Below are 26,500 nucleotides of genomic sequence, written 5' to 3'. Positions count from 1 at the left end.
CCTGCCCAGCCTTCTTCAGACCATTCCCGGACCGTCGTCCTCGGGCTGTTCCACCGGCGCCAATTCGAGGAATTGGGCGTCCGCCATTGCACTGGCCGCGACGCGGTCGATGCTGCTCATGGCGTGGCCGATGATAGAACTGACGCTGGCCTCGTGGTGATGCTCGGGCAGGCGCTCGATGGCCGCCAGCACCTCTTCACCGGGCACCGTTTCCTCGGCCAGCAGGCGTTCGGCGACCTCGTCCAGCGCCGGCTTGAGCCGCTGCAAAAGCGCCATGCAGTCGCGGTCCAGCTGCTTGAGCAGGTTGTCCGCGGCGCGAATGGACTCGCCGGAATCGAATTCGATATGCGCGTCGCGCACCGCCTGCAGGCTTAGCAGCGAACCGTTCGGACCCATACCCAACGCACCGACCATGGACAGGGCGATCTTCGAGGCTTCCTGTAGATCCTGGCCGGCGCCCGATGACACCTCATGGAAATACAGCTGCTCGGCGCCACGGCCGGCCAGCAGCATCTGAATGCGGTTGCGTAGTTCGGATTCCATGTGCAGGCGCTTGTCTTCCACTGGCGTCACCAGCGTCACGCCCAGCGCCTGGCCGCGCGGCAGAATGGTGACCTTCTCCACCCGACCCACTTTCAACGCCGCGGCGACCAATGCGTGACCGGCTTCATGCACGGCGATGCGCTTGCGGTCGTTCGGCGACATGGGCGTGACGCCCGATGGCTGTTCGCCGATGCGGCAGGTTTCCACGGCGTCGACGAAGTGCTCCATGGTTACTGTCTTCGCTGCGCCACGCGCGGCTAGCAGGGCGGCATGGTTGGCGATATAGGCGATGGCGGCGGGCGTCAGGCCGACGGTGTTGCGCGCCAGTTGAGCGAAATCCAGATCCTGCGCAGCCCGGATCTTGCCGGCGTACAGGCGGAACAGCGCTTCCCGATCGGCGAGTCCCGGCAGGCCAACGGCAATCGAGCGGTCGAAGCGGCCTTCGCGCACCAGCGCCGGATCAAGCGAGTTGGGAAAGTTGGTCGCGCCCAGCACCAGCACGCCACTGGCGCCGTCGAAGCCGTCCATCTCGGCGAGGAACTGGTTAATGATGCGGTTGCTCTCGGCGTCGCTGGAACGCTGTTGTTCGGCGCGCTTGCCGATGCCGTCGATCTCATCGATGAAGATGATGCAGGGCGCCTGCTTGCGCGCGGTGCGGAACAGCGCCTTGACCTTCTGGATGCCGACCCCGAAGTACATCGAGGAAAAATCGCTGCCGGTGACCTGAATGAAGCTGGCGTTAGACTCGGTCGCCAGCGCCTTGGCCAGCTGAGTCTTGCCGGTGCCGGGTTCGCCGGTCAGTAGCACGCCCTTGGGCGGACGGGCGCCCAGCGCGGCATAGGCGGCAGGGTCGCGGAGGTAAGCGGTGACGTCGGAGAGTGCCTGCTTGGCTTCACTGGCGCCGATCACGTCGGCAAAGCCGATGCCGCTGCCCTTGCGCTGCACGCGGAAGCCTTGGCTCTTGATCGCCAGATAAGCGAGCGCACCGACCAACAGAAGTATGAAGGGTGCGTAGGGCACCAGCGCCTTGTACCAGGGCGCTTCACCGTCCGTTTCGAACAGCGTCAGCGGGAACAGCTGGCCTTCGCTACTGGCGTAGTGATCGAGCAGCAACTGGGCCACACGGCCAGATTGATCCGGTATCCAGTAGCGCAGCCCGTCGTTCAGGCTGATATAGACCGCATCCTGGCCGAGTGCCGCGCTGGCGATGGTGGCACCACGCAGGTCATTCATCAGTACCGAAAGATCCTGGCGATTGGCTTCCCAGGGGTCTGTGGATTCCTGCAAGGCTTCGAGCATGCTGGCTGCGGCGCCGGTGGTTGGCGTGGCCGGAACGCTGGGCTTGAATTGCCAGTAGGCCAGGCCGGCGGCGAGCGCCAGCACTAGCAGAACGGAGAGCACAGGGCCGCGGCGGCCTTGTAGCAGACGTGGTGTTTTCATTTCACATCCAATCGGGAAGCCCGACGTTTGACAAACAACCGCCATCGAGGCGGACCACAGTTGTACGCGGGAAAGCCCCGCAAGCGCCAATTGCGTGGCGCTGAGCAGTACGGGCTCGTTGGATGCGATTTATATGCCGGACTGCGGTTCGGGCTCTTCGGCTCCGATAGCCGGCGAGGATACGGCAAGTGCCATCATGCGCGAGGCTTAACGACGAGCGGCACCTGGGTTTGCGACGAATGACCGTTAGGTCGCGGAACAAATTGGCCGTAGGTGAAGTACGCGTACCGTTTGCTTCAATGCTGCCCCTGACGTTCGGCGAGGGGCCCCTGGCGCTCAGCGCTTCGGTCAGCGCTGAAATGGCCGAGCATGAAGCTGTCCGAGACCGAGACTTCGGGGCGCCTGAAGCGGCATTAGATGATGGCGTGGGGTCGGTGCCGCGCATCAGTTCCCACCCAAACGCAACCAGATTTACGGAAGGAGAAAGGCTGGATCAGGCCTCGACCACCTGCGGCAACTTAGCTGCAGTCTGGTGCGAGCGTAGCGACAGCCGTGCCATGGCCCGGCGGGCAATGTTCCGGTAGCTCTGTGCCAGCGCACCTTGCGGCTCGGCAGTGACGATCGGCAACCCATCGTCTGCGCCAATGCGGATACGCATGTCCAGCGGCAATTCGCCAAGCAACTCGCTGCCGTACTGCTCAGCCATGCGCCGCGCGCCGCCGCTGCCGAAGATGTGCTCTTCATGCCCGCACTGGCTGCAGACATGCAGGCTCATATTCTCGATGATGCCCAGCACCGGCACGTTGACCTTCTCGAACATGCGTAGGCCCTTGCGGGCATCTAGCAGGGCGAGGTCCTGCGGCGTGGTGACGATCAGCGCAGCCGATACGGGCATCTTTTGCGCCAGGGTCAGGTGGGTGTCGCCCGTGCCAGGCGGCAGATCGACGATCAGGTAATCGAGCTCCTGCCAGTGGGTTTCTTGCAGCAGCCGGGTCAGCGCCTGGGTGATCATCGGGCCGCGCCAGATTACCGGGGTTTCTTCATCCACGAGAAAGCCGATGGACATACATTGCAGTCCGTGGCCGAGCATCGGTTCCAGCTTGCCGTCGCGGCTTTCCGGGATGCCGGAAAGCCCCAGCAAGCGCGGCTGGCTGGGACCATAGAGATCGGCATCGAGCATGCCGACCCGCGCGCCATCGGCGGCTAGGGCCAGTGCCAGATTCGTCGCGGTGGTGGATTTTCCCACTCCGCCTTTGCCCGAAGCGACCGCGATCAGGTGTTTCACGCCAGGCACTGCCTGGGCCGTGACCGGCGCGGCAGTGACGGTCCAGTCGACCTCGACCGTTACCGTTCTTGCCTGGGTATGGGCCAGCAACAGCGCTTGCAGCGCCCGGCTCAGCGCCTGCTGATAGCCATCCGCTGGAAAGCCCAGCGATAGCGCGAGATGCAGGTGCGTACCCTCGACCCGGAGCGCACGTACCGCGCCGGCACTGAGTAGGTCGCAGCCGAGGCAGGGTTCGATCCACTGGCTCAGTGCCCGTTCGGCCTGGGTGCCAAGGTCGCTTTCGGACGTCTTCAATGTGATCAGACTCATGACGTGCTCCTGGGCAAGGCCCGGTGGAAAAGGTGTTAACCGTGCTGGTAGGAGCGAGGGGGAGGCCGAGTCCTTGCTCGCGAATAGGCGACGCAAGCGCTTCGCGAGCAAGTCGCTCCTACAGGTTCCGCTCAGCTATTTCTCCACGAAGGCGCGTTCAATCACGTAGTCGCCGGGTTCGCCCTGCTGTGCCGATGGCTCGAAGCCAATGGCATCGAGCATTCCGGTCAGCTCGTCGAGCATCGCGGGGCTGCCGCAGAGCATCACGCGGTCATGGTCCTTGTTCAGTTGCGGCAGGCCAATGTCGGCGGCGAGCTTGCCGGTTTCCACCAAGGTGGTGATGCGGCCCTGGTTGCGGAATGGCTCACGGGTGACGGTGGGGTAGTAGATGAGCTTCTCGCGAACCTCTTCACCGAGAAACTCGTGTTCCGGCAGTTCATGAGTCAAGTAGTCGTGGTAGGCCAGCTCACTGACCTGACGCACGCAATGCACCAGCACGATTTTGTCGAAGCGCTCATAGGCCTCCGGATCACGGACGATGCTCATGAAGGGCGCAAGACCGGTGCCGGTGCCGAACAAGTAGAGATACTTGCCGGGCCGTAGATCGTGCATCACCAGCGTACCCACGGGTTTACGGCTGATCAGGATCGGATCGCCCTCTTTGAGATGCTGTAGGCGCGAGGTGAGCGGGCCGTCCGGCACCTTGATGCTGAGAAACTCAAGATGCTCATCGTGATTCGCGCTGACGATGCTGTAGGCGCGCATCAGCGGCTTGCCCTCGACGCCAAGGCCGATCATCACGAAGTGACCGTTCTCGAAGCGCAGGCCCGGATCGCGGGTAGTGGTGAAGCTGAACAGGGTGTCGTTCCAGTGACGGACGCTGAGAACGCTTTCGGTACCGATTGCAGCCATGGACAAATCCTCCAACAGTGGATACGGAAACGAGGCAGTAGAAATCGTTAGGGCAAGGCCATCGCCAGCATCGTCATCGCACTCAGCAGCAGGCCGACGCTGAGCACCACGAGCAGCAGCATCGGTCGCCAGCCTTGGGCGAAAAGCTCGCTCAAAGTGGTGCGCATGCCGAGCGCCGCCATGGTTACCAGCAGGCACGCATTGGATGCAGCGACGAGCCCTTCGCGCAAACCGGTCGGCAGCCAGCCGAGGCTGTTAAGTCCGAACAGGGCGAGAAAACCGAGCAGAAACAGAGGGAATTCGGCGCGGCCGGAATCGCCGCGGCGTAATAGCCAGCCAAGCAGCAGCACCAGCGGTGCCAGCAGGGCGACGCGCAACAGCTTGGTCAGGGTGGCGACATCGCCTGCTGTCTCCGACACCAGGTAGCCAGCGCCGGCCGCTTGGGCCACGTCGTGGATGCTGGCGCCGAGCAGCAGCCCGCTTTCGACATCGTCATAGCCTAGGGTGGCGAGCAAAGGCGGGTAGACGAGCATCGACAGGGTGCCCAGCGCGGTGACGCCAACCACCACACCGAGCAGCCGTCGATCCTCCAGCCGGCCAGCGGGAATCACCGCCGCCACGGCGATTGCTGCCGATACACCGCAGATCGCCACCGCCGTGCCGGCAACCAGGCTGTGCAGGGTCGGCAGGCCCAGCCAGCGGCCAAGCAGTAACGCGGCGCCGATGGTCAGCGGCACGCTGGTCGCCACCATCAGCAGCGGAAGACTGCCAATGGTCAGCAGTTGCTCGACTCCGATCCGCGCGCCGAGCAAGGCCACGCCGATGCGCAGGATCTGTCGGCTGCAGAAGGTCACGCCGGGCTGCATGCGTACATCGGCGGCCTGGCTGGCGAAACCGAACCCCAGCAGCAGGACCAGCATGAGGGCGGGCGCGGCGTAGTGTTCGGCCAGAAAACTGCCGGCCAGGGCCAGCACCATGCATAGCGCCGCGCCGGGATACAGCCGACAGACGACAGCGAAGGGCGGCGCGAGCAGTTGCTGGGCGCGTGTATTCATTGCAGGCGCTCGCCCAGTTCGCGCAGGTAGGCCCAGGGATACAGGCCGCGGTAGTGGCCATCGCTGAAATGGAATTGCACGCCGCTGACACCGGACACCTCCAGCCGATCGACGCCAACGTCGGCATCGATCAGTGTCAGCGTGCCGCGTTGCTGCGCCTGGGCGCACATCGAGCAGGCGCAGGACTTGCGCAGCGCCAGGCAGCTGAGCTGGCTGCGCACGCCGTCGGACCAGAGCACTTCGAGCATCTTCTGCGCCTTGCGTAGGCGGATTTCCTGGGGAGGGGCAATCAGGGTCTGGGTGGTCATGGGCAATTCCTCAAGCGATCTTGGAAAAAGTGCGTAACAGGCGCGGCGGATACCCGTCCGGCATCATCAGGGCAGGGGTTTCGGGGGCCCTGACGGAGCGGCTCTGGTCTTCGACTGGCCGTGCGCTACCGGTCAGGGCCGCGCTGCCGATTACCAGCGTCAGCAGCACACAGCGAAACCAACTCGTCATGACAAGTTCGGGCACAGCTCAGCGCTCCAGGAACTGCAGCTTGTCGCCCTGATCGACCCAGGTATCGGCCTCGGCCAACGGACTGTTGGTCTGGGTTATCACGGGCCAGACTTCGGCCAGCTCGGCGTTGAGCTCGATGAAATGGCTCTGATCGGCCGGCAGCGCGTTGTCGGCGAAGATCGCGTCGGCCGGGCATTCCGGCGCGCAGAGGCTGCAGTCGATGCAGGTCTCCGGGTTGATCACAAGGAAGTTCGGCCCCTCGTGAAAGCAGTCTGCGGGGCAGACCTCGACGCAGTCGGTGTATTTGCAGCGAATGCAGTTTTCGGTAACGACATAAGTCATCTCATAGGCTCCTCTGGTGCGCCCGGCCCCTCACCCCAGCCCTCTCCCCAAAGGGGAGAGGGGGCAAGAGCGGCGTGGATCTCAGCGGCGGTGCAGGGCGGCCCTTTAAGCCCTGCATCGACGCGTCAAATATGTAAATCGCTCAACACGCCAAACTTGTAGGGCGGGTTTTAATCCGCCGAACGTGCTTGGTGACAACATCAATCGATGCGTCCCCCTCACCCCAGCCCTCTCTCCAGGAAAGAAGGGGGCGGAGCTGCGCGGATCTCGGTGCCGGTGTAGTGCGACTTTTGGTAAGCCCCGTACAGCCGCGTCGAGTCTGTTAATCGTTCGATGCGCCACCCGTAGGGCGGGCTTCAGCCCGCCGAAACCGCTCGGTGGCAGCATCGGTCGGTGGATCACAACGCATTACGAGTCCCGAATAATCACGCTGCCGCGTCGAGTTTCGACATGGCCCAGCGCGCCAGCTTGCGGACGTCCGGATCCGGGTCGTCCATCGCGGCCTCGACGAAGGCCCGGCCATCGTGATGACCGATCGTCCCCAGCGCGCCGATGGCGGCCTTGCGCAGGTTGCTCATCGGGTCGCGAGCGCAGACGCCGAGCGCCGGGATGGCGCCGATCGCACCGAGTTTGCCGAGCGCGTCCACGGCCTTTTCGCGGACCTGCCAGAAGCTGTCGTGCGTGGCCTCGACCAAGGGCTGTAAGGCCGCCTGGTAATTGAGCTTGCCGATGCTGACCGCCGCTTCGACACGCACTTGCCAGTGCGCGTCATGCAGCAGGCCGACCAGCGTCGGGCCGACCTGCTCGGGCGTGGCGTAGACCAGGGCGCCGGTGGCGGCGCGGCGCACTTCGGCGTCCTCGTCGTGCCCGGCGCGCTCCATCAGCGCGGGAAGGTTTTCGGTCTGCTTCAGCCAACCGATCACCGCCACCGCCTCGCGGCGCACGCCGGCATCGGCTGCCTGCATGCGCTGCAGCGCCGGGGCCTGGGCGGCCGGGTTGCGCAGCGGTTTGACCGCCCGCAGGATTCCAGCCACGACAAAAGGGTCATCCGTGCCTTCCAGCGCTTCGAGCAGCGGCATCGCCGCGGCCGGGTCCTTGAGATCGGCCAGCGCATGGGCGGCGGAGTTGCGCACCACCTCGTTGCTGTCTTGCAGGGCAGCGATCAGCGCGTCAGCGATGTCCACCGCATCGAATTCGTCGACCACCTTGGCGGCCTCCTGGCGCACCGCGGGGTCTTCGTCGTTAAGCGCCAGGATCAGCAGCTCGGCGGCTTCCGGCTCGCCGCAGTCGACCAACTCCAGCACAGCGACGCGGCGAATGCCGGGGTCTTCGGAGGCCAGGTTGTCGGCAATCTGCTGCAACATGGGATCGTCATAAGTCTTCATCAGCGGCTCCTCAGCGCAGCAGGTAGGGAATGTTCACCTTGACCGCATCGGTCGGGCAGTCGGTCTCGCACGGCATGCAGTACCAGCATTCGTCGTATTTCATGTGCGCCTTGCCGGTGTCTGGATTGATCCACAGGACGTCCAGCGGGCAGACGTCGATGCAGACGCGGCAGCCCTTTTCGGCAATGCATTTCTCTTCGTCGACGATGACCGGGACGGCAGAGCGGTGGGTGGCTACGGGCATGGTTTATCTCCTCGGTTCCAGTCGAGCGGGCACTGTCGACCCGCTTCGCTGTGGGGCGAATTCATTCGCCACTTGGCATCAGGGTTCGCTGGGCGAATAAATTCGCCCCTACGGAGCGGCATCAAGCGTTCGTCCTGTAGGGGCGAATTCATTCGCCCATTGGCAGCAGGGATCATTGGGCGTCGCCCCTACAGTCAGGCATTGGCGGCCTTTTTCACCCGCAGCTTGCTGTAGGCGTCTTTCTCTTCGCCCAGCGGAACGACGTAGTCGGCGACCGGGCGTTTGCCGTGGGCCATCTGGCCGTTGGCGTCTTTGAACAGGCGGCTGTGGTAGAACCACTCGGCGTTGTCCTGCTCGGGAAAATCGACGCGGTAGTGGTACAGGCCCCAGCGTGATTCGGTGCGATACAGCGAGGCGCGCGCAGCCATCTCGGCGCAGTCGATGATCGATTGCACTTCCAGCGCCCGGAGCAATTCGTGGGGATCGGCGGCGGCGAGTTTCGGTACGTCTTCGCGCACGGCGAGGATGCGCTCCAGGCCGATCTCCATCTTCTTGGTCACTTTCGGCGGCTGCAGGTAGTCGTTCACCAGGCGGCGCACCTTGTATTCCATCTGTTCGGGCGGGATGCCGTCCTTGACCATGAGCGGCGCCTGGATGCGTGCCAGCTCGGCGGCGATGAAGGCTTCGTCGAGTACAGGCTCGCTGCGGTCCTTGACGAACGTCGCGGCGCTCTCACCGCAGATCTGCCCGTAGACGAAGGCGCCGAGCATGTAGTTGTGCGCCACCGAGGCCATGTCGCCGGCACCGTAGAGGCCAGGCACCGTGGTGGCGCCGGTCTCGTCGGTCCATACGCCGGAGGCCGAGTGGCCGGAGCAGAAACCGATCTCGGAGATGTGCATCTCGACCATGCGCTGGCGATAGTCGATGTGGCGACCTTCGTGGAAGCGGCCGCGGGTCGGACGTTCATTGGTGTGCAGGACGGTCTCGATTTCCTGGATGGTTTCCTCGGCCAGGTGATCGAGCTTAAGGAACACCGGTCCCGTGCCCGATTCCAGTTCCTTGAAAAACTCCAGCATCATCTGCCCGGACCAGTAGTCGCATTCGATGAAGCGCTCGCCGTAGGCATTGGCGGTAAAGCCACCGAGCGGGCCGGTGACGTAGGCGCAGGCCGGGCCGTTGTAGTCCTTGAGCAATGGGTTGACCTGGAAGCACTCCAGGTTCACCAGGTCGGCGCCGACGTGGTACGCCATGGCGTGGCCGTCACCGCAGTTGGCCGGATTTTCGTAGGTGCCGAACAGATAGCCGGAGTTCGGTAGGCCGATGCGGCCGGCGGCACCGGTGGCCATGATTACCGCCTTGGCGCGGATGATGATCGGCTCGGCGGTACGGGTGTTCACCCCGATCATGCCGGCAATTTTGCCGTCCGGGTCCTTGAGCAGGCGGGTGGCCTGGAAGCGGTTCTCGATCTCCACCCGCACGCGGCGCAGGCGGCGGTAGAGAATCTTCTTGACGTTGTGCCCCTCGGGCATCGGCAGAACGTAGGTGCCCAGGTGGTGCACCTTCTTCATGTCGTAGTCGCCGGTTTCGTCTTTCTGGAAGTGCACGCCCCAGGAGTCGAGTTTCTCGATCATCGAGAACGAGCGAGTCGCGTAGGCCATCAGCGCCGGCTGGTGGACGATGCCGTCGTTGGCGATGGTGATTTCCTTGACGTACTGCTCGGGCGTGGCGTGACCGGGGACCACCGCGTTATTGAGGCCGTCCATGCCCATGGAAATGGCGCCGGAGCGTTTGACGTTAGCCTTTTCCAGCAGGATGACCTTGAGGTTCGGGTCCTGCTCCTTAACGGTTACAGCAGCCATCGGGCCGGCGGTGCCGCCGCCGATGACCAGCACGTCGGTATCGATCACTGGGATGTCGTTGATAGTGGTCATGTTGCCTCCTATTTCCGATCCACTCGGAACTGGTATTTGAATGCGTCGCCGCGGTAGCAGAGGTATTCGAAGTCGATGGGACGGCCAGCGCGGTCATGGGTCAGCCGCTCGACGCGCAGGATGGGTTCGCCGGGCTTGAGAGCCAGGTAGTGCTGGTGTTCTTCGTCGGCCAGGGTGGCGTCGAGGCTGATGTCGGCACGCCCAAGGGCAATGCCGAAGGCGTTTTCGAGCAGCGGAAAGATGTCGCCAGAGAGATCCAGGCCGAACATCCGCCGGCCGATTTCGAGTGGGAAGTAGCTGTTCTCGACGCAGACGGCCTCGCGGTTCAGATAACGCACGCGCTTGACCTCGACCACCTCCTCGCCTGCCAGCAGGTGCAGCGCGGCGACCACGGCTTTGGGTGGCTTGCGTTCCTGAATCGAGAGCAGTCGCGCAGTCGCTTCGTAGCCTTGGGCTGCCATCGCTTCGCCGAAGCCCTGCAGGCGCTGCACGTTCTGCACCGCTTTCGGCTTGCTGACGTAGGTGCCCTTGCCCTGGGCGCTGAACACCAGGCCCTCGTTGTGCAGGTCGCGCAGCGCTTGGCGGATGGTGATGCGGCTGACACCGAAGGCGTTCATCAGCTCGTTTTCCGAGGGCAGGCGCTCATGGACCACGTAGCTGCCTTCGAGAATCTTGCGGCGCAGGTCATCACGGATCTGCACATACAGCGGCAGCGGCGACTGGCCAGGGGCGAGTTGCTGGGTTCCTTTCATTGGGTTAGCTCCAACCTGTCATGACAGGTCATGTCGAGCGTTGGCGAAAAACGTCGGGATTCGCGCATGGCTCAGCCTCCGTTCTGCTGCTGGAAAGCGCGCAGGGTTTCCTGACGGATCAGGTCCAGGCACTGGCGCTTGTAGTCCATGAACTCGGTGCTGGTGAGCAGGCTCTGCTCGCGCGGCCGAGGCAGCGAGACTTTGATGTCGGCGATGATCCGGCCGGGGCTGGCGCTCATTACCACGATGCGATCGGAGAGAAACACGGCCTCGTCGATGTCGTGGGTGACGAACACCACGGTGTTCTTGAACTCGCGCCAGATCTCCAGCAGGTTCTCCTGCATCATGATTCGCGTCTGTGCATCCAGCGCACCGAAGGGCTCATCCATCAGCAGCACGCTGGGGTAGTTGGCCAGCGCGCGGGCGATGCCGACGCGTTGCTGCATGCCACCGGATAGTGTCGAGGGATAGGCGTCCTCGAACGCGGCGAGCCCCACTAGCGACAGAAAGGTGCGCGCCACGCTGGACGCTTCCTTGCGTGAAGCGCCTGCCATCAGCGGGCCGAAGGCGACGTTGTCGCGCACGGTTTTCCAGGGGAACAGCGAATGCTGCTGGAACACCATGCCGCGATCCGGACTGGGTGAATCGACCGCCTTGCCATCGATGCTCAGCTCGCCTCGAGTCGGATTGACGAAGCCGGCCATGGCGTTGAGTAGCGTTGATTTGCCACAGCCGGACGGCCCAAGCAGGCAGACGAACTCGCCGGGGCGGATATCCAGCTGCGCGTCCTGCACCGCGGCGCGTTTGCCGCCCTGATGGTCGAATTCGATGTGCAGGTTGCGCACGCTGATGTGGCCGCGACCGTCGCCCTTGGCGTTGGCCTTCGCCCGTAGCCGGCTGTGGTCGAGCACGGCGAGGCGGTTGTCTTGTACGGCGCTGTTCATGGCCGACCTCCCTTGGCCTGCCAGTGCAGCAGCGGGTTGCAGGCCTTGCGAACGAGCAGGGTACAAAGGGTGCCGAGGCCACCGATGGTCAGCATGCCGATGATGATTTCCGGGTACTTGACCAGGGTGTAGGAGGTCCAGGTGAAATAGCCGATGCCGTACTGGCCACTGATGATTTCGCCAGCCAGCAAAGAGAACCAGGCCACGCCCATCCCGATAGCCAGGCCGGCAACAATGCTCGGCATGGCGCCTGGGATCACCACGTGCCAGAGGATCGCTTTCTTGCTGGCGCCGAGGCTGCGCGCGGCGCGGACTAATACGCCCGGCGTCTGCTCCACGCCGTGCACGGTATTCAGCACGATGGGAAAGAAGGCGCCGAGAAAGGTGATGAAAACGATGCTCGACTGTTCCGTTGGCAGCATCAGGATCGCCAGCGGGATCCAGGCCACTGCCGGAATCGGCCGGAACAGCTCGATATACGGCAGGATGATGTCTTCGGCCCAGCGCGAGCGGCCCATCATTACACCGGTCAGCACGCCCAGCACCACGGCGTAGGCATACGCGATGGCGATCCGCTCCATGCTGTGGGCGATGTGCAGGTAGAACTCCGAGCTGGACAGCTGAGTGACCAGTGCCTCACCCACCAGAAGCGGGGTCGGCACGTTCTCGAAGTTGATGAAGAAGTTGAAGCCGCTGCTGGCGGCGAAATGCCAGATCACCAACGCCATCAGCAGCGCGGCGATGCGCACCAGATAGCGACCGGTCATGGCTGGCAGGCGCCGGCGCGGCAGGCCATTGGCGGATGCGCTCGGCGCAGCGGACGGGCTGGGCGCTGCTGCAACTTCCAGCGCAGGCGCCGCTACCGCTGCGGGCACCGCCGTGGCTGAATCGAACACGGGGTTCGGCTTGACACTCATGGCTACGCTCCTCGGCTCAGGTTGATGTGCGCTCTACGGCGCATACGAGCGGATCAGGGCAACATCGCGACCGGTTGCGCGGCGGTCAGCGGCACGCCGCCGCTTTCGGCGATATGTCGCTCGGAGTCGCTTTTCTTCATGAAGGCGAGCACTTCGCCGCTCGGGTCCTTGATCAGGTAGGCCGCCTTGCCGAACAGCTTCAGCCCGGTGAGGTTGTCGTAGACGTAAGTGGCGTTGATGGCGGTGCCGTCGCCCTTGGCCGCTTCTTCTGCGGCGAGCATCGCGGCGGTGTCGTCGTAGGCAACGACGCCTTTTTCAGCGAACCAGATTTCCGCGGGCTTGCGCCCTGGCGCACGTGGGGTGGGGCTGACCACGTTCTGCACCATCGCGTCGTAATCGAGGTCTGACGCGGCATAGGCCTTCTTTAGGTAGGAGTCATCGATCCAGGTGGCGAAATCGAGGTCGGGAATCTGCATTTCCTTTTGCAGCAGGCCATGGTCGTACTTCATGGCATCGACCCATTGCGGCTTGATGCTCGCTTCCATGGTCGAGATGCCGCCGTCACTGAAGTAGAGGTAGAGCACTTCCTTGTCGACGCCGGTCCACTCGGCCACTTGCGTGGCGGCACGCATCGGGTCTTCACTGATCCACTTCTGTGCGGCGATCGTCGCCTTGAGCACGCCCTCGACCACCTCGGGATATTTTTCGGCGAATTCCTCGCGAACCACGATGCCGTGGAATGTCGGAATGCCTGCCTCGCTGCCGTCGTAGATCTTCCGGCCAGTGCCGCGGAACTCCATGATTTCTGACCAGGGACAGAAGTCGGCATGGGCGTCGATCTTGCCCGCGGCGATGTTGGCTGCACCTACGGGTGGCGACTGATTGACCAGGGTGACCTTATCCGACAGGCCGGCATCGCGAAGGACTTTGAGCGTCATGCCCCATGCTGCACTGCCGACCGGCGTGGACAGGCTTTTGCCGGCCAGATCCTGGAGGCTCTGCACGGAGGAGGCTGCCGGCACCACGATGCCGTTGCCGGTGCCCTTGAGGTTGTATCCGGTCACGGCGATGAACCGGGTCTGCTGTTTGCTGGTTTCCTGGAATTTGGCACCGTTGACGATCAGTGGGTAATCGCCCATGACGCCGAAGTCGAGCTTGCCGGCCAGCATCTGATTGGTAATCGGCGGGCCCGAATCGTAGTCGCGAAATTCGATCTGGTAGTCCGCATCCTTGTATTTGCCCGTTTTGGGCAAGTACTGGTCCAGCAGGCCGAGCTTTTCCAGCACGACGCCGCCGGAGACGGTGTTGGTGACCATGCTCTGGTGGCCGATGCCGACGCGGATGGTTTCCGCTGCCGCAGGGCCGCTCAGCACCATGAGTGTTCCGAGAAACGAGGTTGCAAGCAGGCTGTTCCGGTTGTCCATTTGTCTTCACCTTGGCGGTTGAGCAACTTGTACTAACAGGGCATGACGCCTGTGTTTGAAGGTGCACCGGTTGTGCCAGAACGCATCAGGCCCGAATTAACTTCCTGTTTTGCGAGCGGATTTTTTCGGTTGCTGACTTATCAATCAGCCTGTGGCTCAAGCGCGGCGCGCCCGCCTATGGTGCGAATCCGGTATGGCCGTCCCAACGCGGCGCAGCGCGTGAGGCAGTGCTTAGAACAAGTGGAACAAGTCGCGGACGGCGCTGACTCAATCGGCCGCCTGAAGGTAGGGCGCGTGGTGAAAAGCAGGCGTGGGTGGGTTTTCAGCCCCCAAGACAAGCCGTTCCGATGAGCGGCCTGCTAGACGTCGGCTGCGCCGCGCAATTGGGCATGATCCGTAGTAAATAGGCTGGCTTTTCGTACCCAGAGCAGTACCCGCACCATGTCCACCCTGACCGAACTGGCGCAGCAGATCGCTGCCCTCTATCCCTTGCAAGACAAGACCGTCGGCAAGCGCTACCGCATCGTCAATCAGCTCGCCGGCATGACCGAGCTGGAAGAGATCAACGGCGCGCCGCGCTATGTCGATACCCATCAGCTAGCCGATCGGAATCTGTGGGATGGCGGTCCTGGGCGGTCGATCGAACGTTTCGCCTCGGCTTAGTCGATTCGCCCCGCTCAACCGTGAGGCTTCTGCTGGCCGTTGCGCTTGTAATTGCCAACCGCCATCCGGCATTCTCCGACGCTGGCCTGACGCTTACGTCGGCGTGATCGTGGTGCTGCGTAAGGGGCCGCGGACGAAGGCCTGACAATCGGCGATCCGCTAGGGAGACTGAAATGATGATGTGCGATAGCAGCCGCGCCATGACAAGCCGCATCCGGCCTTTGCTGATCGTAGGCCTGCTGGCGCTGTCTCCTCTGGCGCAGGCGCAGGCACTGGTCGAGCCGGTCGGCTACATCATGAAGGTGAAGGGCGAGGCGACCGTTACCAGTCGCGACCAGACCATCGATGCGGCAGTCGGCCAGGCGGTGATCCTCGGCGCGGTGTTACGCACCGGTGCCGACGGCGCGATGGGCGTGACGCTCAGCGACAACACGGTCATGTCCTTCGGTCCCAACAGCGAATTCACGCTGGATGAGTATGCCTTCGAGCCCAGCCGCGAAGAGCTGCGCCTGAGCGGGCATATCAGCCGCGGCACCTTGAACTTCATTTCCGGGGTCATCGCCAAGCTCAAGCCCGAGGCGGTCGAACTGAAAACCCCAACCGGTACCATCGGCGTGCGCGGTACGCATTTTCTGGTGAAGGTCGCTCAGTGAAGATGCTGCGATATATCTTCGCGCTGCTGTGTCTCGCATTGCTTTCGGGCTGCATGACCGGAAATTACGTGGTGCTGCTGGAAAGCCCTGACGGCACCACCGGCGCTGTGGTGATCGACGATGCCAAAGGCCAGACACGGCTGGATCAGGCGCATCAAGGTGTCACCATCGGCGGCGCCTCGGCCACCAGGCCGTTCAACGTCGGTCAGCTGCGGATCGCACACGATTTCTCGGCGGCGTTGGCGGCTCAACCGGCACTGCCGCAGCGCTTCCAGCTTTATTTCAAGATCGGTAGCGCGGAGCTGATCGAGGAATCGGAGCGAGCCGTCGAGCAGGTTTTCGAGGCGATCCGCCTGCGTGGTCCGTCAGCCGTCTCGGTCATTGGCCACACCGATACCCTCAGCGGCCCGTACTGGAACGAGCAGCTGGGCTTAATTCGGGCTCAGGCGGTTGCGGACATGCTGCGCAGCCGAGCCATTGAAGTGATCGATCTACGTGTTTCCTCACATGGCGAGCGCAACCTGCTGATCGATACGCCTGATGGGGTGTCCGAGCCTCGCAATCGCCGGGTCGAAATCAGCGTTCGCTGAAGCGCCTCACTTCTCCGTCAACGTAATGCACTCGCCGCGCTGGCCGGCCCGCAAACGCTGCAGCTGATAACGCACCAGCAGGTCATTCGGTCGCTCGGCAGACAGCTGTTCGAAGGCATCGGCAGCATGTTCGTGCTCACCGGCCAGTAACCTGTATGCCGCATCGTAGTCGTGGTCGACGGCTGTTTCGCAGGGCTCGTAAAGGCGGATCGGCTGCGTCTTGCCCTTGAGCAGTACATCGCCGATGGCGCGCATCGGCACGTCCGGATTGGCGATACGGATGGCCTCCGAAACACATAGATCGGTGCCCAGATAACGATTGAGGCTTTCCAGACGAGCCGCGACGTTGACCGCATCGCCCAATGCCCGGTAGTCGAACAGGGTGGCACCACCGAAATTGCCGACGACGACTTCGCCGCTGTGTGCACTGATGCGCGTGCGGCCGAGCGGGATGCCGGCGGCATGTTGAACGGCTGCGTGGGCGCGGGTGAAGTTGCGGATCTCCAGTGCGCAGGCCAATGCACGGGCCTGGTGGTCGGCCTGGGTCAGGGGCGCCGAGAACAGAATGGCCATGCCGTCGCCGACGATGCGCTCGAGCGTGCCCTGGTGGCGGAAGGCAATCTGGATGAGCCCTTCGAGATATTCGTTGAGCATGCCGACCACTCGCTCCGGTGAGTGGCGCTCCATCAGCGTGGTGAAATCGGTGATATCGGTGAAGACGAAGCTGCAATAGCGGCGTTCGCCGCTGAGCTGGAGCTGATCGGGATGACGCACCAGATGCTTGACGAGATTCGGCGAGATATAGCGCGAGAAGGCATTACGTATCCAGCGCTGCTGATATTCGCTGGCGCGGTGCCGCGCAAGGCTGGCGCCGAGATAGACCAGCAGCAGACCGATCGAGGGCGTCAGGGCGTCAAGTAGCAGCCCATGGCGCGAGTAGGCCCACCAGGCCGCGATGTTCAGTAACGCGATCGCTAGCGCCGCTATCCAGGCGGCGGTGAGTGCGCCGCTGGTGAGGATCAGGACGCAGAGCAGCGATCCGGCGAGCAGCAGGACCAGCGCCTCCAGCGGACCAGCCCAGAACGGACGTTGCAGCGGAGAGCCGGTCAATGCCTGTTCGATCGCTTGGGCATGCACCTGAACGCCCGGAAGCATCCCGCCAAGAGGGCTGAAGCGCAGATCCTGCAGACCCTGAGCCGAGCTGCCGATCAGCACGATGCTGCCGTCGAGCGGGGCGGTGGGCGTGCCATCCAGAATGCGCCACGCAGGCAGGCTCTGCGCGCTCATGTCGCGGCGATAATGCAGCCAGAGCTCGCCACGGCGGTTGGTTGGGAGCGCTAGCGGGCCTATCGCAACCTGTTCGACCGCTCCATTGCTCGCGGTCTCGATGCGGTACAGCTGTTGGTCGAGATAGATCCGCAGCGCTTCGGCGACGAGTGAGGGGAACAGCTGATCACCGACGCGGATCATCACCGGTACGCGGCGCACGACGCCGTCCGCGTCAGGGTGAAAGGTCATGGCGCCGCTGCCGGCCGCGGCGGTTTCGAGCAGCGGCAATGCGCTGATGGTGCCGGCATAGGTGGTGAAACGCGGCAACTTGGCATCGGCACGTTGCCGCACGCCGAAACGGCTGAGTGGACGGGTTTGAGACGGTGAGTGCGCGGTGGCGAAGCCAAGGACGCTGGGCTGTCGTTCGAGCGCCTCGGCGAACAAGTGATCGTGGTCGGGCAGGGCGCCCAGCGTGTCGGCCAAAGCGGACGGGAGGTCCAGCTGCTTCAGCACATAGCGTGGCGAGCTGCGGTCGGCCTCGGCGAAGAGCACATCAAAGACCACCACGGCGGCGCCTGCCTGCTGCAGGCGCTCCAGCAACTGCGCCAGTAGATCGCGCGGCCAGGGCCATTGGCCGTGGCGCGCGAGGCTGGCTTCATCGATGTCGACCACCCGAACCGGAGTTTGCGCCGGCGCTGGCCGCGGATGCCAGCGCTGGTACTGATCGAACAAGCCGTTGCGCAGGCTCTGCAGCATCAGCGGTTCAGCCAGGTACAGAACGCAGGCGGCGAGCAATCCGGCCAACGCGAGCAGCAAGCGAGGCGTAAGTCGGGGTACTGCCATCAGTCGCGCTCCCTGCGTCCGTTCGGGTCAGGGGTTCAGTCGAGTATCAGAATGGCGTCCATTTCAACCTGCGCGGCTTTCGGCAGCGCGGCGATGCCGATGGCGGCACGAGCCGGGTAGGGCTGCTGGAAGTAGCGGCTCATGATCTCGTTGACCGTGGCGAAGTTGCCCAGGTCGGTGAGGAAAATATTCAGTTTGACGATGTCCTTCAGCGAGCCGCCGGCCGCTTCGGCTACCGCCTTGAGGTTCTCGAATACCTGCACGGTCTGCGCTTCGAAGCCTTCCACCAACTCCATGGTCTTGGGGTCCAATGGAATTTGGCCGGACAGATACACGGTGTTGCCGGCCTTGATCGCCTGAGAGTAGGTGCCGATGGCGGCGGGGGCTTTGTCGGTGTTGATCACGGTGCGGGGCATGGGGGATCCTCGTCGAGAGCTTCAAGCAGGAAGCCTGAAGCGGGAAGTAGAGGCGCGATGCTAGACGAAGCCCAGTAGATGTGGCCACCCTTTCCAGCTGGTTACGCTTTAACCCGCGTAATCCGCATTACACCCTTGATGGTGCGCAGCTTCCGGATGACCCGGGCCAGATGAACCCGGTCATGCACGCTGACCACCAGCTGAACCACGCTGATGCGGCCGTCGCGCTCGTCCATGCCGATCTTCTCGATATTGCCGTCGGCGGCGTTGACGCTGCCTGCGAGCAGCGCGATCAGGCCGCGCTGGTGTTCCAGCTCGACGCGCAGCTCAACGTTGAATTCGCCCGTGACGTCCTTGGACCACGACAGCTGGATGCACTTGTCCGGGTTGTGGCGGACTTCGGCGATGTTGCGGCAGGTATCCATGTGCACCACCATGCCCTTGCCAGCGGACAGGTGACCGACGATGGGGTCGCCGGGAATCGGCGTGCAGCACTTGGCGTAATTGAGCACCAGGCCCTCGGTGCCGCGAATGGCTAGTGGTCCTTCGGCGCTCGGCGCCTGTTCGCCGTCGCTGGCCAGTAGGCGGCGGGCGATGACGTAGGCCATGCGATTGCCCAGGCCGATATCTTCGAGCAGGTCTTCGATGACCTCCATCTGATACTCGTTGAGCACGGCCTTGATGCGCTCGGGCGATATGCTTTCCAGACTGGTTTCGAAACCGGTGAGCACCTTGTTCAACAGGCGCTCGCCCAGATTGATCGACTCCGAGCGGCGTTGCAGCTTGAGCGCGTGGCGGATATGCGTGCGCGCCTTGCCGGTGACGACGAAATTCAGCCACGCGGGGTTGGGGCGTGCGCCAGGGGCGGTGACGATCTCGACCGTGCTGCCGCTTTCCAGTGCCTGAGACAGAGGCGCCAGGCGTCGATTGACACGACAAGCGATGCAGGTGTTGCCGACATCGGTATGCACCGCATAGGCGAAATCCACCGCGGTCGAGCCCTTGGGCAACTCCATGATGCTGCCCTTGGGGGTAAAGACGTAGACCTCGTCGGGGAACAGGTCGATCTTCACGCTCTCGATGAATTCCAGCGAATTGCCGGCGCGTTCCTGCAACTCCAGCACGCCCTTGACCCACTGCCGCGCGCGGGCATGGGTGCCTTTCGGGGTCTCGTCCTCGTTGGACTTGTACAGCCAGTGCGCGGCGATGCCGTTGTTAGCCATCTCTTCCATTTCCCGGGTGCGGATCTGGATCTCGATGGGCACGCCATGCATGCCGAACAGCGTGGTATGCAGCGACTGATAGCCGTTGGCCTTGGGGATCGCGATGTAGTCCTTGAAACGGCCGGGCAGCGGCTTGTACAGGCTGTGCACCGCGCCGAGCACGCGATAGCAGGTGTCGACCTTGTCGACCACGATGCGGAAGGCATAGACGTCCATGATTTCATTGAACGCTTTGCGCTTGCCGCGCATCTTCTTGTAGATGCTGAACAGGTGTTTCTCGCGGCCCACCACCTCGCCTTCCAGGCCTTCGCGCGCGAGGCAGTGGATCAGCGATTGTTCTATCTTCTCGACAATCTCGTTGCGGTTGCCGCGCGCTCGGCGGACGGCGGCGCGAATACGCTCGGAGCGCATCGGGTGCATGGCCTTGAAGCCGAGGTCTTCGAACTCCACGCGCATCGAATGCATGCCCAGGCGGTTGGCGATGGGCGCGTAGATTTCCAGCGTTTCCTTGGCGATGCGGCGGCGTTTCTCGCTGGCCAGCACTTCCAGGGTGCGCATGTTGTGCAGGCGGTCGGCGAGCTTGACCAGGATCACGCGGATGTCGCGGGCCATGGCCATGGCCATCTTCTGGAAGTTCTCGGCCTGGGCCTCGGCCTTGGTCTCGAAGTTCATCTGGGTCAGCTTGCTGACCCCGTCGACCAGTTCGGCCACGGTCTCGCCGAACTGCGCGGTGAGCGCTTCCTTGGCGATGCCGGTGTCCTCGATGACGTCGTGCAGCATCGCGGCCATTAGGCTCTGATGGTCCATGTGCATGTCAGCGAGGATGTTGGCTACCGCGAGGGGATGGGTGACGTAGGCTTCACCGCTGCGCCGACGCTGGCCGTCGTGGGCCTGCTCGGCGTAGAAGTAAGCGCGGCGGACCAGATTGACCTGGTCTGCGCCGAGGTAGGTCGACAGGCGATCGGCAAGAGCGTCTATGGCTAGCAAGGGATTGCTCCTCGCCGGCAGGGCGGCTCCGTATTGGCGGCTCGACTTCGACCTGGCATTTAATCAGATGGCCTCGTTGGGCTCTTCCTCGTACTGCACGAACAACGGCTCGTCGTCGACGATGTCGTCTTGGGCGATGACGTCGTAATCCACCAGACCGGAGGCGATTTCACGCAGCGCAACCACCGTCGGCTTGTCATTTTCCCAGGCCACTTTAGGCTCCTTGCCGCCGGTTGCCAGCTGGCGCGAGCGTTTGGTAGCGAGCATGACCAGCTCGAAGCGGTTATCTACGTTGTCCAGGCAGTCTTCAACGGTAACGCGGGCCATGGTGTTCCTCATCAAATTCGTAAAGCGTGCCCGAGTGGGCGAGCGGACGGGATAGTCTAAAAAATCACCAGCTGTTAGGGAAGCGGTAAAAGCGAAAAGCAGCTTTCAGCCCTAAGCCAGCAACTCCTTGAGCAAACCCTCGAAGCGCTTTTGTTGCGCGCTTTGCAGCAACTGATTGGCGCGGAAGATCGCCTGTAAATCGATCAATGCATGAGCGAAGTCATCATTGATCACGAGGTAATCGTATTCAACGTAGTGAGCCATCTCGCTGACAGCCTCGCGCATGCGCTTGTCGATCACCTCGTCGCTGTCCTGGCCGCGGTTGGTCAGGCGCTGGCGGAGCGCTTCCTGAGTAGGGGGCAGGATGAAGATCGATTTGGCCTGTGGCATCAGTCGGCGGACCTGCTGGGCACCTTGCCAGTCGATTTCCAGAATCAGGTCGTAACCCTCGTCGAGGGTCTGTTCGACCCAACGCTGGGAGGTGCCGTAGAGGTTGCCGAAGACTTCCGCGTGCTCGAGGAATTCATCGTGCTGCAGCCGTTCGAGAAACTCTTCTCGGCTGACGAAGTGGTAGTTGACACCATCCACCTCGCCCGGACGCACGGGGCGAGTGGTGTGCGAAACCGAGACTCGAACCTGTGGTTGCGCGTCGAGCAGCGCTTTTACCAAGCTGGTCTTGCCGGCCCCGGAAGGCGCGGAAACGATGTAGAGCGTACCGGTTGAGGCTGACATGAATTTCTCTGGGGCTGTTGCCTGATGAAGCCCGGCGGAACGGATATGCGACGGTCGCATCCTGCGCCAGGTGTGGTTGCTATTCGATATTCTGAACCTGCTCGCGCATCTGTTCGATGAGCACCTTGAGGTTGACCGCTGCCTGGGTGCTGCGCGTGTCGAACGCCTTGGACCCGAGCGTATTGGCTTCGCGGTTGAGTTCCTGCATCAGGAAGTCCAGACGCCGACCAGCGGCGCCGCCGGCTTTCAGCACTCGCCGCACTTCGCTGACATGGGTGCCGAGACGATCCAGTTCCTCGGCCACGTCGCTTTTTTGCGCAAGCAGCACCATTTCCTGCTCGATGCGTTGAGGGTCTAGTTCGGTACGCATTTCGGCGCAGCGGTCGAGGATTTTTTGCCGCTGCGCGGCAAGCATCTGCGGGACCTGGGAGCGCAGCGTGGCGGTTTCCTCGGTGATGGCGTCGAGGCGCTCGTTGATCAGGCGGGCAAGCTCTTCGCCCTCGCGCTGGCGGCCATTCTTCAGCTCCGTCAGGGTGGCGTTAAAGAGCTTCAGGGCCGCGTTGTTCAGCACCTGAGGGTCGGCTGAATCACCAACCAGCACGCCCGGCCAGGACAGCACTTCCAAAGGATTGATCGGTGCCGGCTGTTTGATCAGTGCCGCGACGCTTTCCGCTGCGGCGATCAGCTGGCTGGCGCGATGGCTGTCCACCTGCATCGAGCGGCTCGTGGCGTCCTCGGCAAAGCGCAGCGTGCATTCGACCTTGCCGCGAGAGAGTCCCTTGCGCAGTGCCTCACGAACAGAGCCCTCCAAATCACGGAAGGTGTCGGGCAGGCGCAGGTGCGGCTCCAAATAGCGATGGTTTACCGAGCGGATCTCCCAGATGAGGGTGCCGTGAGCGCCGGCCTGCTCGGCACGTGCGAAGGCGGTCATGCTGTGAATCATTGCGGTAGCCCTCGGTACGATGCGAAAGGCGGAGGATTGTAAATCAAAACGGCGCGAAGACGCATGAGGCGCGATATGGGCCAGCGCGACGACCCCGCGTGGCGTTGGTTGTTGGTCAGTCAACTTCAGCGCTTTGGCCGATCAGCCGACTGGCCGCGTAACTCCGCATCAAAGGCGCCTATAATGCCGGGCACCCGAATCCATGAAGTAGGAATTGTCCCATGAAGCGTCCCAGTGGCCGCGCCGCCGACCAGCTGCGTTCGATCCGCATCACCCGCAACTACACCAAGCATGCCGAGGGATCGGTATTGGTGGAGTTTGGTGATACCAAGGTGATCTGCACCGCCAGCATCGAGAACGGCGTACCGCGCTTCCTCAAGGGCCAGGGGCAGGGCTGGCTTACTGCCGAATACGGCATGTTGCCGCGAGCCACTGGCGAGCGTAATCAGCGCGAGGCGAGTCGGGGCAAGCAGGGCGGACGCACCTTGGAAATTCAGCGACTCATTGGCCGCTCGCTGCGGGCCTCGCTGGACATGAGCAAGCTGGGCGAGAACACCATCTACATCGATTGCGATGTGATTCAGGCTGACGGCGGCACTCGTACAGCTTCGATCACCGGTGCGATGGTTGCGCTGGTCGATGCCCTGAAGCTGCTGAAAAAGCGCGGCGGGTTGAAAGGTGGTGATCCGCTCAAGCAAATGGTCGCTGCGGTTTCGGTCGGCATCTACCAGGGCGAGCCGGTGCTAGACCTCGATTATCTGGAGGACTCGGCGGCCGAAACCGACCTGAACGTCGTGATGACCAGTGCCGGTGGCTTCATCGAGGTGCAGGGGACGGCCGAAGGTGCACCGTTCCAGCCGGCGGAGCTCAACGCCATGCTGGCGCTGGCGCAAGACGGCATAAAAGAGCTATTTGCATTGCAGTCGGCGGCACTCGCCGACTGAGTAGAAGGAGAACGCCATGTCTGATCAAGAGCTGATTCCACAGCCCTCGCCGAAAGCGCGGCAATGGGCGATGTTCTGTCATTACTCGGCGTTCTTCTGGTTTCTGGTGCCGATGATCGGCAATGTGCTGGGGCCGTTGATCGTCTGGCAGCTGAAAAAAGACCTGGACCCCTTCGTCGACGAGCAGGGTAAGGAAGCCCTGAACTTCCAGATCACGTTCAGCATTCTGCTGATGATCTGCGGAGTGCTCGCCTGGATTCTGATCGGCTTCCCACTGATGGCGCTGATCAGCGCGGTGGCGTTGGTGCTGGTGGTGATTGCCGGCATTCGCGCCAACGAGGGCAAGCCTTATCGCTACCCGTTTTGCTGGCGGCTCGTCAGGTAGCGGCAGGCTTCAAGCTTGAGCTTAATAGATACGGGAAGTTGAGAGGCGTCTCGGCGTCAGCTTCCATGCTGACTCGCTTGCAGCTTAGAGGCTCAGCGTCCAGTCGTAGTCCACTACCAGCGGGGCGTGCTGGGAGAAGCGTGGCTGACGGGGCAGGCGGGCGTTGCGCACGAAGCGGCGCATGCCCGAGGTCAGTATCTGGTAATCGAAGCGCCAGCCCAGGTTGAGCATCTGCGCTTGCTCGGTATCCGGCCACCAGCTGTACAGGTCGCCTTCTCGGCTGGCTTCACGCAGCGCATCGACATAGCCCATGTTGCCGAATATCTCGTCGAGCCAGGCACGTTCCGGCGCGAGGAAGCCGGTGGACTGCTGACAATCGCGCCAGTTCTTCACGTCCAGCTTCTGATGAGCGACATACAACGAGCCACAATAGATGTATTCGCGACGCTTACGACGTTGTTTGTCCAGATAATGGGCGAAGTCGTCCATGAACTTGAATTTCTGGTTCAGGTCTTCGTCACCGCCGCGGCCAGTTGGTAGCAATAGACTTGCAATGCTGACCTTATCGAAGTCGGCCTGTAGATAACGGCCATAGCGGTCAGCGGTTTCGAAGCCGAGTCCCATGATCACGGCCTTCGGCTGCAGTCGGGAATACAGCGCGACGCCGCCCTGTTCTGGAATTTCCGCGTCGACGGTATAGAGAAAGTAACCGTCGAGCTGGTAGGCCGGATCGTCAAGTTCTACTACGGAGGCGCGGGTATCCTGCAGGCAGATGACATCGGCATTCTGCGCTTGCAGCCAGCTGAGAAGTCCCCGCTGTGCCGCCGCTTGAATGCCATTCACGTTGACGCTGATAATCCGCATAAATGGCCCCTAAAAACACGTGCGTGTATGATAACCCAAGCTCTTTGCATTAGCTAAACCAGTGTCTTCCGGGAATATTCTTCATGCAGGCGTACCAGCGCGACTTCATTCGCTTCGCCATCGAACGCGGCGTTCTGCGCTTCGGTGAATTCACTCTGAAATCCGGGCGCACCAGTCCTTATTTCTTCAACGCCGGCTTGTTCAATACCGGATCGGCGCTGGCTCAATTGGGTCGTTTCTACGCGGCTGCGGTCGTCGAAAGCGGCATCGATTTCGACGTCATCTTCGGCCCGGCCTACAAGGGCATCCCGCTGGCGGCAGCGACGGCTATTTCGCTGGCCGAGCATCACCAACGCGACCTGCCCTGGTGCTTCAACCGCAAGGAAGCCAAGGATCACGGCGAAGGCGGCACCCTGGTGGGATCGCCGCTTAACGGCCGGGTACTGATCGTCGATGATGTGATTACTGCCGGAACGGCCATTCGCGAAGTCATGCAAATCATCCGTGCGCAAGGCGCACAGGCCGCTGGCGTGCTGATCGCGCTCAACCGGCAGGAGCGTGGGCAGGGTGAGTTATCGGCCATTCAGGAAGTGGAGCGCGATTACGATATGCCGGTGGTGAGCATCGTTTCCCTCGCTCAGGTGCTGGACTTCCTGGCTCAGGATGAACAACTCAAGCGGCATTTGCCGGCCGTAGAGGCTTACCGGGATCAGTACGGGATTTGAGTGCGGCTTGTTCGACAATCAGCCAGTTGATCGTCGCGTAGTCCGTTGTTGGACGTAAGGCCTGAGCTGGATGTTCTGTTTTATGTCAGCAACTGACGAATAACGATCGTTTTGTGTCGCGCTTCAAAAGAAATTTCACTTAGCGCCGTTGATATGGCACCGCGGGGTCGCTGCGGTGCTGTTTCTGTACGCCTGGATCCTTGTTGGTGTGCTTATTGCTGTTCAGTCTGGCCGGTTTGTATAAGCTGCGTTGTCCAAATATAAATGGGCGTTTCGAGTGGCTGAGCCGAGCGCGTCAATAAGAAGAGGCGAATGTATGCAGATAGGGTACAGGTTGATGTTGCTGTTGGGCTTGCTGGGCGCTGCCGCTGCTCAGGCCGACCTGTATCGCTATGTCGACGACAAGGGAGTGGTGGTGCTCGATCGCCACGGCGTCCCGCCCCAGCATATCGGCAAGGGATATGAGGTCCTCAACGATCAGGGGCGCGTGACTCGGGTGGTGCCACCTGCGCCAACCCCCGAAGAGCGCCAGCGCCTGCTCGAGGCCCAGGCTCGTGCCAGCTCGGATGCTCAACTGCTGCGCCTGTACGCCAGTGTCAGGGATGTCGAGCGAGCACAGGTGCGAAAATTTTCGGAGCTCGACAGCGTCATCGGCATCACGCGCAGCAATCTGCAGTCGCTGCGCACCCAGCAGGCCAACCTGCAAAGTCAGGCGGCAGGGCATGAGCGTGCCGGTCGTGAGGTGCCTAAGCCGCTGCTGAAGCAGATCGACAACCTCAGCAGGGAACAGGCTAGCTTGCGTCGTGATATCGAGCGTTATCAGCGGGCCCGCAAGCACGCGGAAGCCCGCTTCGCTCAGGAGCGCCAACGAGTCGCCGAATTGCTCGGTCAATCCGAATAGCGATGCATAAAAAACCCAGCATTTTCATGAAACGCTGGGTTTTTTGTTGGCGGT

Annotated in this window: 28 protein-coding genes; 7 read left to right on the top strand and 21 right to left on the bottom strand. The window is 62.5% G+C overall.

Features of this window, described 5'->3' with window-relative positions:
- Positions 1-15: 15 nt before the first annotated feature.
- The 14 genes from GYM54_RS11745 to GYM54_RS11680 all read right to left on the bottom strand — a co-directional run bounded on the left by GYM54_RS11745 (position 16) and on the right by GYM54_RS11680 (position 13,981).
- Positions 16-1,983, bottom strand: coding sequence for an AAA family ATPase (locus tag GYM54_RS11745; protein WP_181104734.1), 1,968 nt, complete (start codon positions 1,981-1,983; stop codon positions 16-18).
- Between the two features lie 493 nt (positions 1,984-2,476).
- Positions 2,477-3,577: an iron-sulfur cluster carrier protein ApbC gene (apbC, locus tag GYM54_RS11740; RefSeq protein WP_197445250.1), complete on the bottom strand. Its 1,101-nt coding sequence runs from the start codon at positions 3,575-3,577 to the stop codon at positions 2,477-2,479.
- A gap of 135 nt (positions 3,578-3,712) precedes the next feature.
- Positions 3,713-4,489, bottom strand: a complete 777-nt coding sequence (locus tag GYM54_RS11735) for a ferredoxin--NADP reductase (protein ID WP_197445249.1) — start codon at positions 4,487-4,489, stop codon at positions 3,713-3,715.
- Between the two features lie 47 nt (positions 4,490-4,536).
- On the bottom strand, positions 4,537-5,544 hold the full coding sequence (locus tag GYM54_RS11730) for a YeiH family protein (protein ID WP_197445248.1): 1,008 nt from the start codon (positions 5,542-5,544) through the stop codon (positions 4,537-4,539).
- Entirely contained in the window at positions 5,541-5,852 is a 312-nt protein-coding gene (locus GYM54_RS11725; RefSeq protein ID WP_131651427.1) for a DUF971 domain-containing protein, read from the bottom strand. Before GYM54_RS11725 ends, GYM54_RS11730 begins: the two co-directional genes overlap by 4 nt.
- A gap of 10 nt (positions 5,853-5,862) precedes the next feature.
- Positions 5,863-6,042: a hypothetical protein gene (locus GYM54_RS11720; RefSeq protein WP_219853168.1), complete on the bottom strand. Its 180-nt coding sequence runs from the start codon at positions 6,040-6,042 to the stop codon at positions 5,863-5,865.
- Positions 6,043-6,060: 18 nt separating this feature from the next.
- A complete protein-coding gene (fdxA, locus tag GYM54_RS11715) occupies positions 6,061-6,384 on the bottom strand; it encodes a ferredoxin FdxA (RefSeq protein WP_131651429.1) in 324 nt (107 codons plus the stop codon).
- Between the two features lie 425 nt (positions 6,385-6,809).
- Positions 6,810-7,769 carry a HEAT repeat domain-containing protein gene (locus tag GYM54_RS11710; RefSeq protein WP_131651430.1) on the bottom strand — a complete coding sequence of 320 codons (960 nt, stop codon included), beginning with the start codon at positions 7,767-7,769 and terminating at the stop codon, positions 6,810-6,812.
- Positions 7,770-7,779: 10 nt separating this feature from the next.
- Positions 7,780-8,013, bottom strand: coding sequence for a ferredoxin family protein (locus GYM54_RS11705; protein WP_131651431.1), 234 nt, complete (start codon positions 8,011-8,013; stop codon positions 7,780-7,782).
- A 194-nt stretch (positions 8,014-8,207) separates the two neighbouring features.
- A complete protein-coding gene (locus GYM54_RS11700) occupies positions 8,208-9,944 on the bottom strand; it encodes a fumarate reductase/succinate dehydrogenase flavoprotein subunit (protein ID WP_181104728.1) in 1,737 nt (578 codons plus the stop codon).
- Positions 9,945-9,952: 8 nt separating this feature from the next.
- On the bottom strand, positions 9,953-10,696 hold the full coding sequence (locus tag GYM54_RS11695) for a GntR family transcriptional regulator (protein ID WP_181104726.1): 744 nt from the start codon (positions 10,694-10,696) through the stop codon (positions 9,953-9,955).
- Between the two features lie 71 nt (positions 10,697-10,767).
- Entirely contained in the window at positions 10,768-11,640 is an 873-nt protein-coding gene (locus GYM54_RS11690) for an ABC transporter ATP-binding protein (RefSeq protein WP_181104724.1), read from the bottom strand.
- On the bottom strand, positions 11,637-12,557 hold the full coding sequence (locus tag GYM54_RS11685; protein WP_231752186.1) for an ABC transporter permease: 921 nt from the start codon (positions 12,555-12,557) through the stop codon (positions 11,637-11,639). The genes GYM54_RS11690 and GYM54_RS11685 overlap by 4 nt, the downstream gene beginning before the upstream one ends.
- A gap of 53 nt (positions 12,558-12,610) precedes the next feature.
- Complete coding sequence (locus GYM54_RS11680; RefSeq protein WP_181104722.1) at positions 12,611-13,981, bottom strand: ABC transporter substrate-binding protein; 1,371 nt, start codon at positions 13,979-13,981, stop codon at positions 12,611-12,613.
- A gap of 441 nt (positions 13,982-14,422) precedes the next feature.
- On the opposite strand from GYM54_RS11680, the gene GYM54_RS11675 reads away from it, so the two are divergent.
- From GYM54_RS11675 to GYM54_RS11665, 3 genes are all read left to right on the top strand, one after another.
- Positions 14,423-14,644, top strand: coding sequence for a hypothetical protein (locus GYM54_RS11675; protein WP_131651437.1), 222 nt, complete (start codon positions 14,423-14,425; stop codon positions 14,642-14,644).
- A gap of 200 nt (positions 14,645-14,844) precedes the next feature.
- The gene (locus GYM54_RS11670) at positions 14,845-15,297 is read left to right on the top strand and encodes a FecR domain-containing protein (protein ID WP_181104720.1); all 453 of its coding nucleotides are present in this window, start codon (positions 14,845-14,847) and stop codon (positions 15,295-15,297) included.
- A gap of 2 nt (positions 15,298-15,299) precedes the next feature.
- Complete coding sequence (locus tag GYM54_RS11665) at positions 15,300-15,887, top strand: OmpA family protein (protein ID WP_181104797.1); 588 nt, start codon at positions 15,300-15,302, stop codon at positions 15,885-15,887.
- Positions 15,888-15,893: 6 nt separating this feature from the next.
- On the opposite strand, the gene GYM54_RS11660 is transcribed toward GYM54_RS11665, so the two are convergent.
- The 6 genes from GYM54_RS11660 to GYM54_RS11635 all read right to left on the bottom strand — a co-directional run bounded on the left by GYM54_RS11660 (position 15,894) and on the right by GYM54_RS11635 (position 22,627).
- Entirely contained in the window at positions 15,894-17,999 is a 2,106-nt protein-coding gene (locus tag GYM54_RS11660) for a CHASE2 domain-containing protein (protein ID WP_181104718.1), read from the bottom strand.
- Positions 18,000-18,034: 35 nt separating this feature from the next.
- On the bottom strand, positions 18,035-18,415 hold the full coding sequence (locus tag GYM54_RS11655) for a RidA family protein (RefSeq protein ID WP_181104716.1): 381 nt from the start codon (positions 18,413-18,415) through the stop codon (positions 18,035-18,037).
- A gap of 101 nt (positions 18,416-18,516) precedes the next feature.
- Entirely contained in the window at positions 18,517-20,625 is a 2,109-nt protein-coding gene (spoT, locus tag GYM54_RS11650) for a bifunctional GTP diphosphokinase/guanosine-3',5'-bis pyrophosphate 3'-pyrophosphohydrolase (protein ID WP_181104714.1), read from the bottom strand.
- Positions 20,626-20,688: 63 nt separating this feature from the next.
- A complete protein-coding gene (gene rpoZ, locus GYM54_RS11645; RefSeq protein WP_131651441.1) occupies positions 20,689-20,952 on the bottom strand; it encodes a DNA-directed RNA polymerase subunit omega in 264 nt (87 codons plus the stop codon).
- Positions 20,953-21,063: 111 nt separating this feature from the next.
- On the bottom strand, positions 21,064-21,684 hold the full coding sequence (gene gmk, locus GYM54_RS11640) for a guanylate kinase (protein ID WP_197445247.1): 621 nt from the start codon (positions 21,682-21,684) through the stop codon (positions 21,064-21,066).
- Positions 21,685-21,763: 79 nt separating this feature from the next.
- Positions 21,764-22,627 carry a YicC/YloC family endoribonuclease gene (locus tag GYM54_RS11635; RefSeq protein WP_197445246.1) on the bottom strand — a complete coding sequence of 288 codons (864 nt, stop codon included), beginning with the start codon at positions 22,625-22,627 and terminating at the stop codon, positions 21,764-21,766.
- 221 nt (positions 22,628-22,848) lie between these two features.
- On the opposite strand from GYM54_RS11635, the gene rph reads away from it, so the two are divergent.
- Entirely contained in the window at positions 22,849-23,571 is a 723-nt protein-coding gene (rph, locus tag GYM54_RS11630; RefSeq protein ID WP_181104708.1) for a ribonuclease PH, read from the top strand.
- A 16-nt stretch (positions 23,572-23,587) separates the two neighbouring features.
- The gene (locus GYM54_RS11625) at positions 23,588-23,956 is read left to right on the top strand and encodes a DUF4870 domain-containing protein (protein ID WP_181104706.1); all 369 of its coding nucleotides are present in this window, start codon (positions 23,588-23,590) and stop codon (positions 23,954-23,956) included.
- 84 nt (positions 23,957-24,040) lie between these two features.
- Here GYM54_RS11625 and GYM54_RS11620 read toward each other — a convergent pair whose 3' ends face one another.
- Positions 24,041-24,820, bottom strand: a complete 780-nt coding sequence (locus GYM54_RS11620) for an exodeoxyribonuclease III (protein WP_181104704.1) — start codon at positions 24,818-24,820, stop codon at positions 24,041-24,043.
- Positions 24,821-24,903: 83 nt separating this feature from the next.
- Between GYM54_RS11620 and pyrE the strand changes: the two genes are divergently transcribed.
- Both pyrE and GYM54_RS11610 read left to right on the top strand, forming a co-directional pair.
- Positions 24,904-25,545 carry an orotate phosphoribosyltransferase gene (gene pyrE / locus GYM54_RS11615; protein WP_131651446.1) on the top strand — a complete coding sequence of 214 codons (642 nt, stop codon included), beginning with the start codon at positions 24,904-24,906 and terminating at the stop codon, positions 25,543-25,545.
- A gap of 337 nt (positions 25,546-25,882) precedes the next feature.
- The gene (locus GYM54_RS11610) at positions 25,883-26,446 is read left to right on the top strand and encodes a DUF4124 domain-containing protein (RefSeq protein ID WP_131651447.1); all 564 of its coding nucleotides are present in this window, start codon (positions 25,883-25,885) and stop codon (positions 26,444-26,446) included.
- Positions 26,447-26,500 lie beyond the last annotated feature (54 nt).

The sequence above is a fragment of the Pseudomonas sp. MTM4 genome, from assembly GCF_019355055.1.
In the GTDB taxonomy this organism is placed as follows: domain Bacteria; phylum Pseudomonadota; class Gammaproteobacteria; order Pseudomonadales; family Pseudomonadaceae; genus Stutzerimonas.
The sequence above is the reverse complement of the archived record's forward strand: the minus strand, read 5'-3'. Positions and strand labels throughout refer to the sequence as shown.

Excerpts from the sequence above, each read along its gene's own strand:
- GYM54_RS11710 (WP_131651430.1), bottom strand. The coding sequence starts at position 7,769 with ATGAAGACTTATGACGATCCCATGTTGCAGCAGATTGCCGACAACCTG.
- GYM54_RS11665 (WP_181104797.1), top strand. The coding sequence starts at position 15,300 with ATGCTGCGATATATCTTCGCGCTGCTGTGTCTCGCATTGCTTTCGGGC.
- GYM54_RS11700 (WP_181104728.1), bottom strand. The coding sequence starts at position 9,944 with ATGACCACTATCAACGACATCCCAGTGATCGATACCGACGTGCTGGTC.
- apbC (WP_197445250.1), bottom strand. The coding sequence starts at position 3,577 with ATGAGTCTGATCACATTGAAGACGTCCGAAAGCGACCTTGGCACCCAG.
- GYM54_RS11745 (WP_181104734.1), bottom strand. The coding sequence starts at position 1,983 with ATGAAAACACCACGTCTGCTACAAGGCCGCCGCGGCCCTGTGCTCTCC.
- GYM54_RS11705 (WP_131651431.1), bottom strand. The coding sequence starts at position 8,013 with ATGCCCGTAGCCACCCACCGCTCTGCCGTCCCGGTCATCGTCGACGAA.
- GYM54_RS11695 (WP_181104726.1), bottom strand. The coding sequence starts at position 10,696 with ATGAAAGGAACCCAGCAACTCGCCCCTGGCCAGTCGCCGCTGCCGCTG.
- GYM54_RS11720 (WP_219853168.1), bottom strand. The coding sequence starts at position 6,042 with ATGACGAGTTGGTTTCGCTGTGTGCTGCTGACGCTGGTAATCGGCAGC.
- GYM54_RS11730 (WP_197445248.1), bottom strand. The coding sequence starts at position 5,544 with ATGAATACACGCGCCCAGCAACTGCTCGCGCCGCCCTTCGCTGTCGTC.
- GYM54_RS11660 (WP_181104718.1), bottom strand. The coding sequence starts at position 17,999 with ATGGCAGTACCCCGACTTACGCCTCGCTTGCTGCTCGCGTTGGCCGGA.
- gmk (WP_197445247.1), bottom strand. The coding sequence starts at position 21,684 with ATGTCAGCCTCAACCGGTACGCTCTACATCGTTTCCGCGCCTTCCGGG.
- pyrE (WP_131651446.1), top strand. The coding sequence starts at position 24,904 with ATGCAGGCGTACCAGCGCGACTTCATTCGCTTCGCCATCGAACGCGGC.
- rph (WP_181104708.1), top strand. The coding sequence starts at position 22,849 with ATGAAGCGTCCCAGTGGCCGCGCCGCCGACCAGCTGCGTTCGATCCGC.
- rpoZ (WP_131651441.1), bottom strand. The coding sequence starts at position 20,952 with ATGGCCCGCGTTACCGTTGAAGACTGCCTGGACAACGTAGATAACCGC.
- GYM54_RS11625 (WP_181104706.1), top strand. The coding sequence starts at position 23,588 with ATGTCTGATCAAGAGCTGATTCCACAGCCCTCGCCGAAAGCGCGGCAA.
- GYM54_RS11725 (WP_131651427.1), bottom strand. The coding sequence starts at position 5,852 with ATGACCACCCAGACCCTGATTGCCCCTCCCCAGGAAATCCGCCTACGC.
- GYM54_RS11675 (WP_131651437.1), top strand. The coding sequence starts at position 14,423 with ATGTCCACCCTGACCGAACTGGCGCAGCAGATCGCTGCCCTCTATCCC.
- GYM54_RS11680 (WP_181104722.1), bottom strand. The coding sequence starts at position 13,981 with ATGGACAACCGGAACAGCCTGCTTGCAACCTCGTTTCTCGGAACACTC.
- GYM54_RS11655 (WP_181104716.1), bottom strand. The coding sequence starts at position 18,415 with ATGCCCCGCACCGTGATCAACACCGACAAAGCCCCCGCCGCCATCGGC.
- GYM54_RS11620 (WP_181104704.1), bottom strand. The coding sequence starts at position 24,820 with ATGCGGATTATCAGCGTCAACGTGAATGGCATTCAAGCGGCGGCACAG.
- GYM54_RS11635 (WP_197445246.1), bottom strand. The coding sequence starts at position 22,627 with ATGATTCACAGCATGACCGCCTTCGCACGTGCCGAGCAGGCCGGCGCT.
- GYM54_RS11610 (WP_131651447.1), top strand. The coding sequence starts at position 25,883 with ATGTTGCTGTTGGGCTTGCTGGGCGCTGCCGCTGCTCAGGCCGACCTG.
- GYM54_RS11685 (WP_231752186.1), bottom strand. The coding sequence starts at position 12,557 with ATGAGTGTCAAGCCGAACCCCGTGTTCGATTCAGCCACGGCGGTGCCC.
- GYM54_RS11670 (WP_181104720.1), top strand. The coding sequence starts at position 14,845 with ATGACAAGCCGCATCCGGCCTTTGCTGATCGTAGGCCTGCTGGCGCTG.
- GYM54_RS11735 (WP_197445249.1), bottom strand. The coding sequence starts at position 4,489 with ATGGCTGCAATCGGTACCGAAAGCGTTCTCAGCGTCCGTCACTGGAAC.
- GYM54_RS11690 (WP_181104724.1), bottom strand. The coding sequence starts at position 11,640 with ATGAACAGCGCCGTACAAGACAACCGCCTCGCCGTGCTCGACCACAGC.
- fdxA (WP_131651429.1), bottom strand. The coding sequence starts at position 6,384 with ATGACTTATGTCGTTACCGAAAACTGCATTCGCTGCAAATACACCGAC.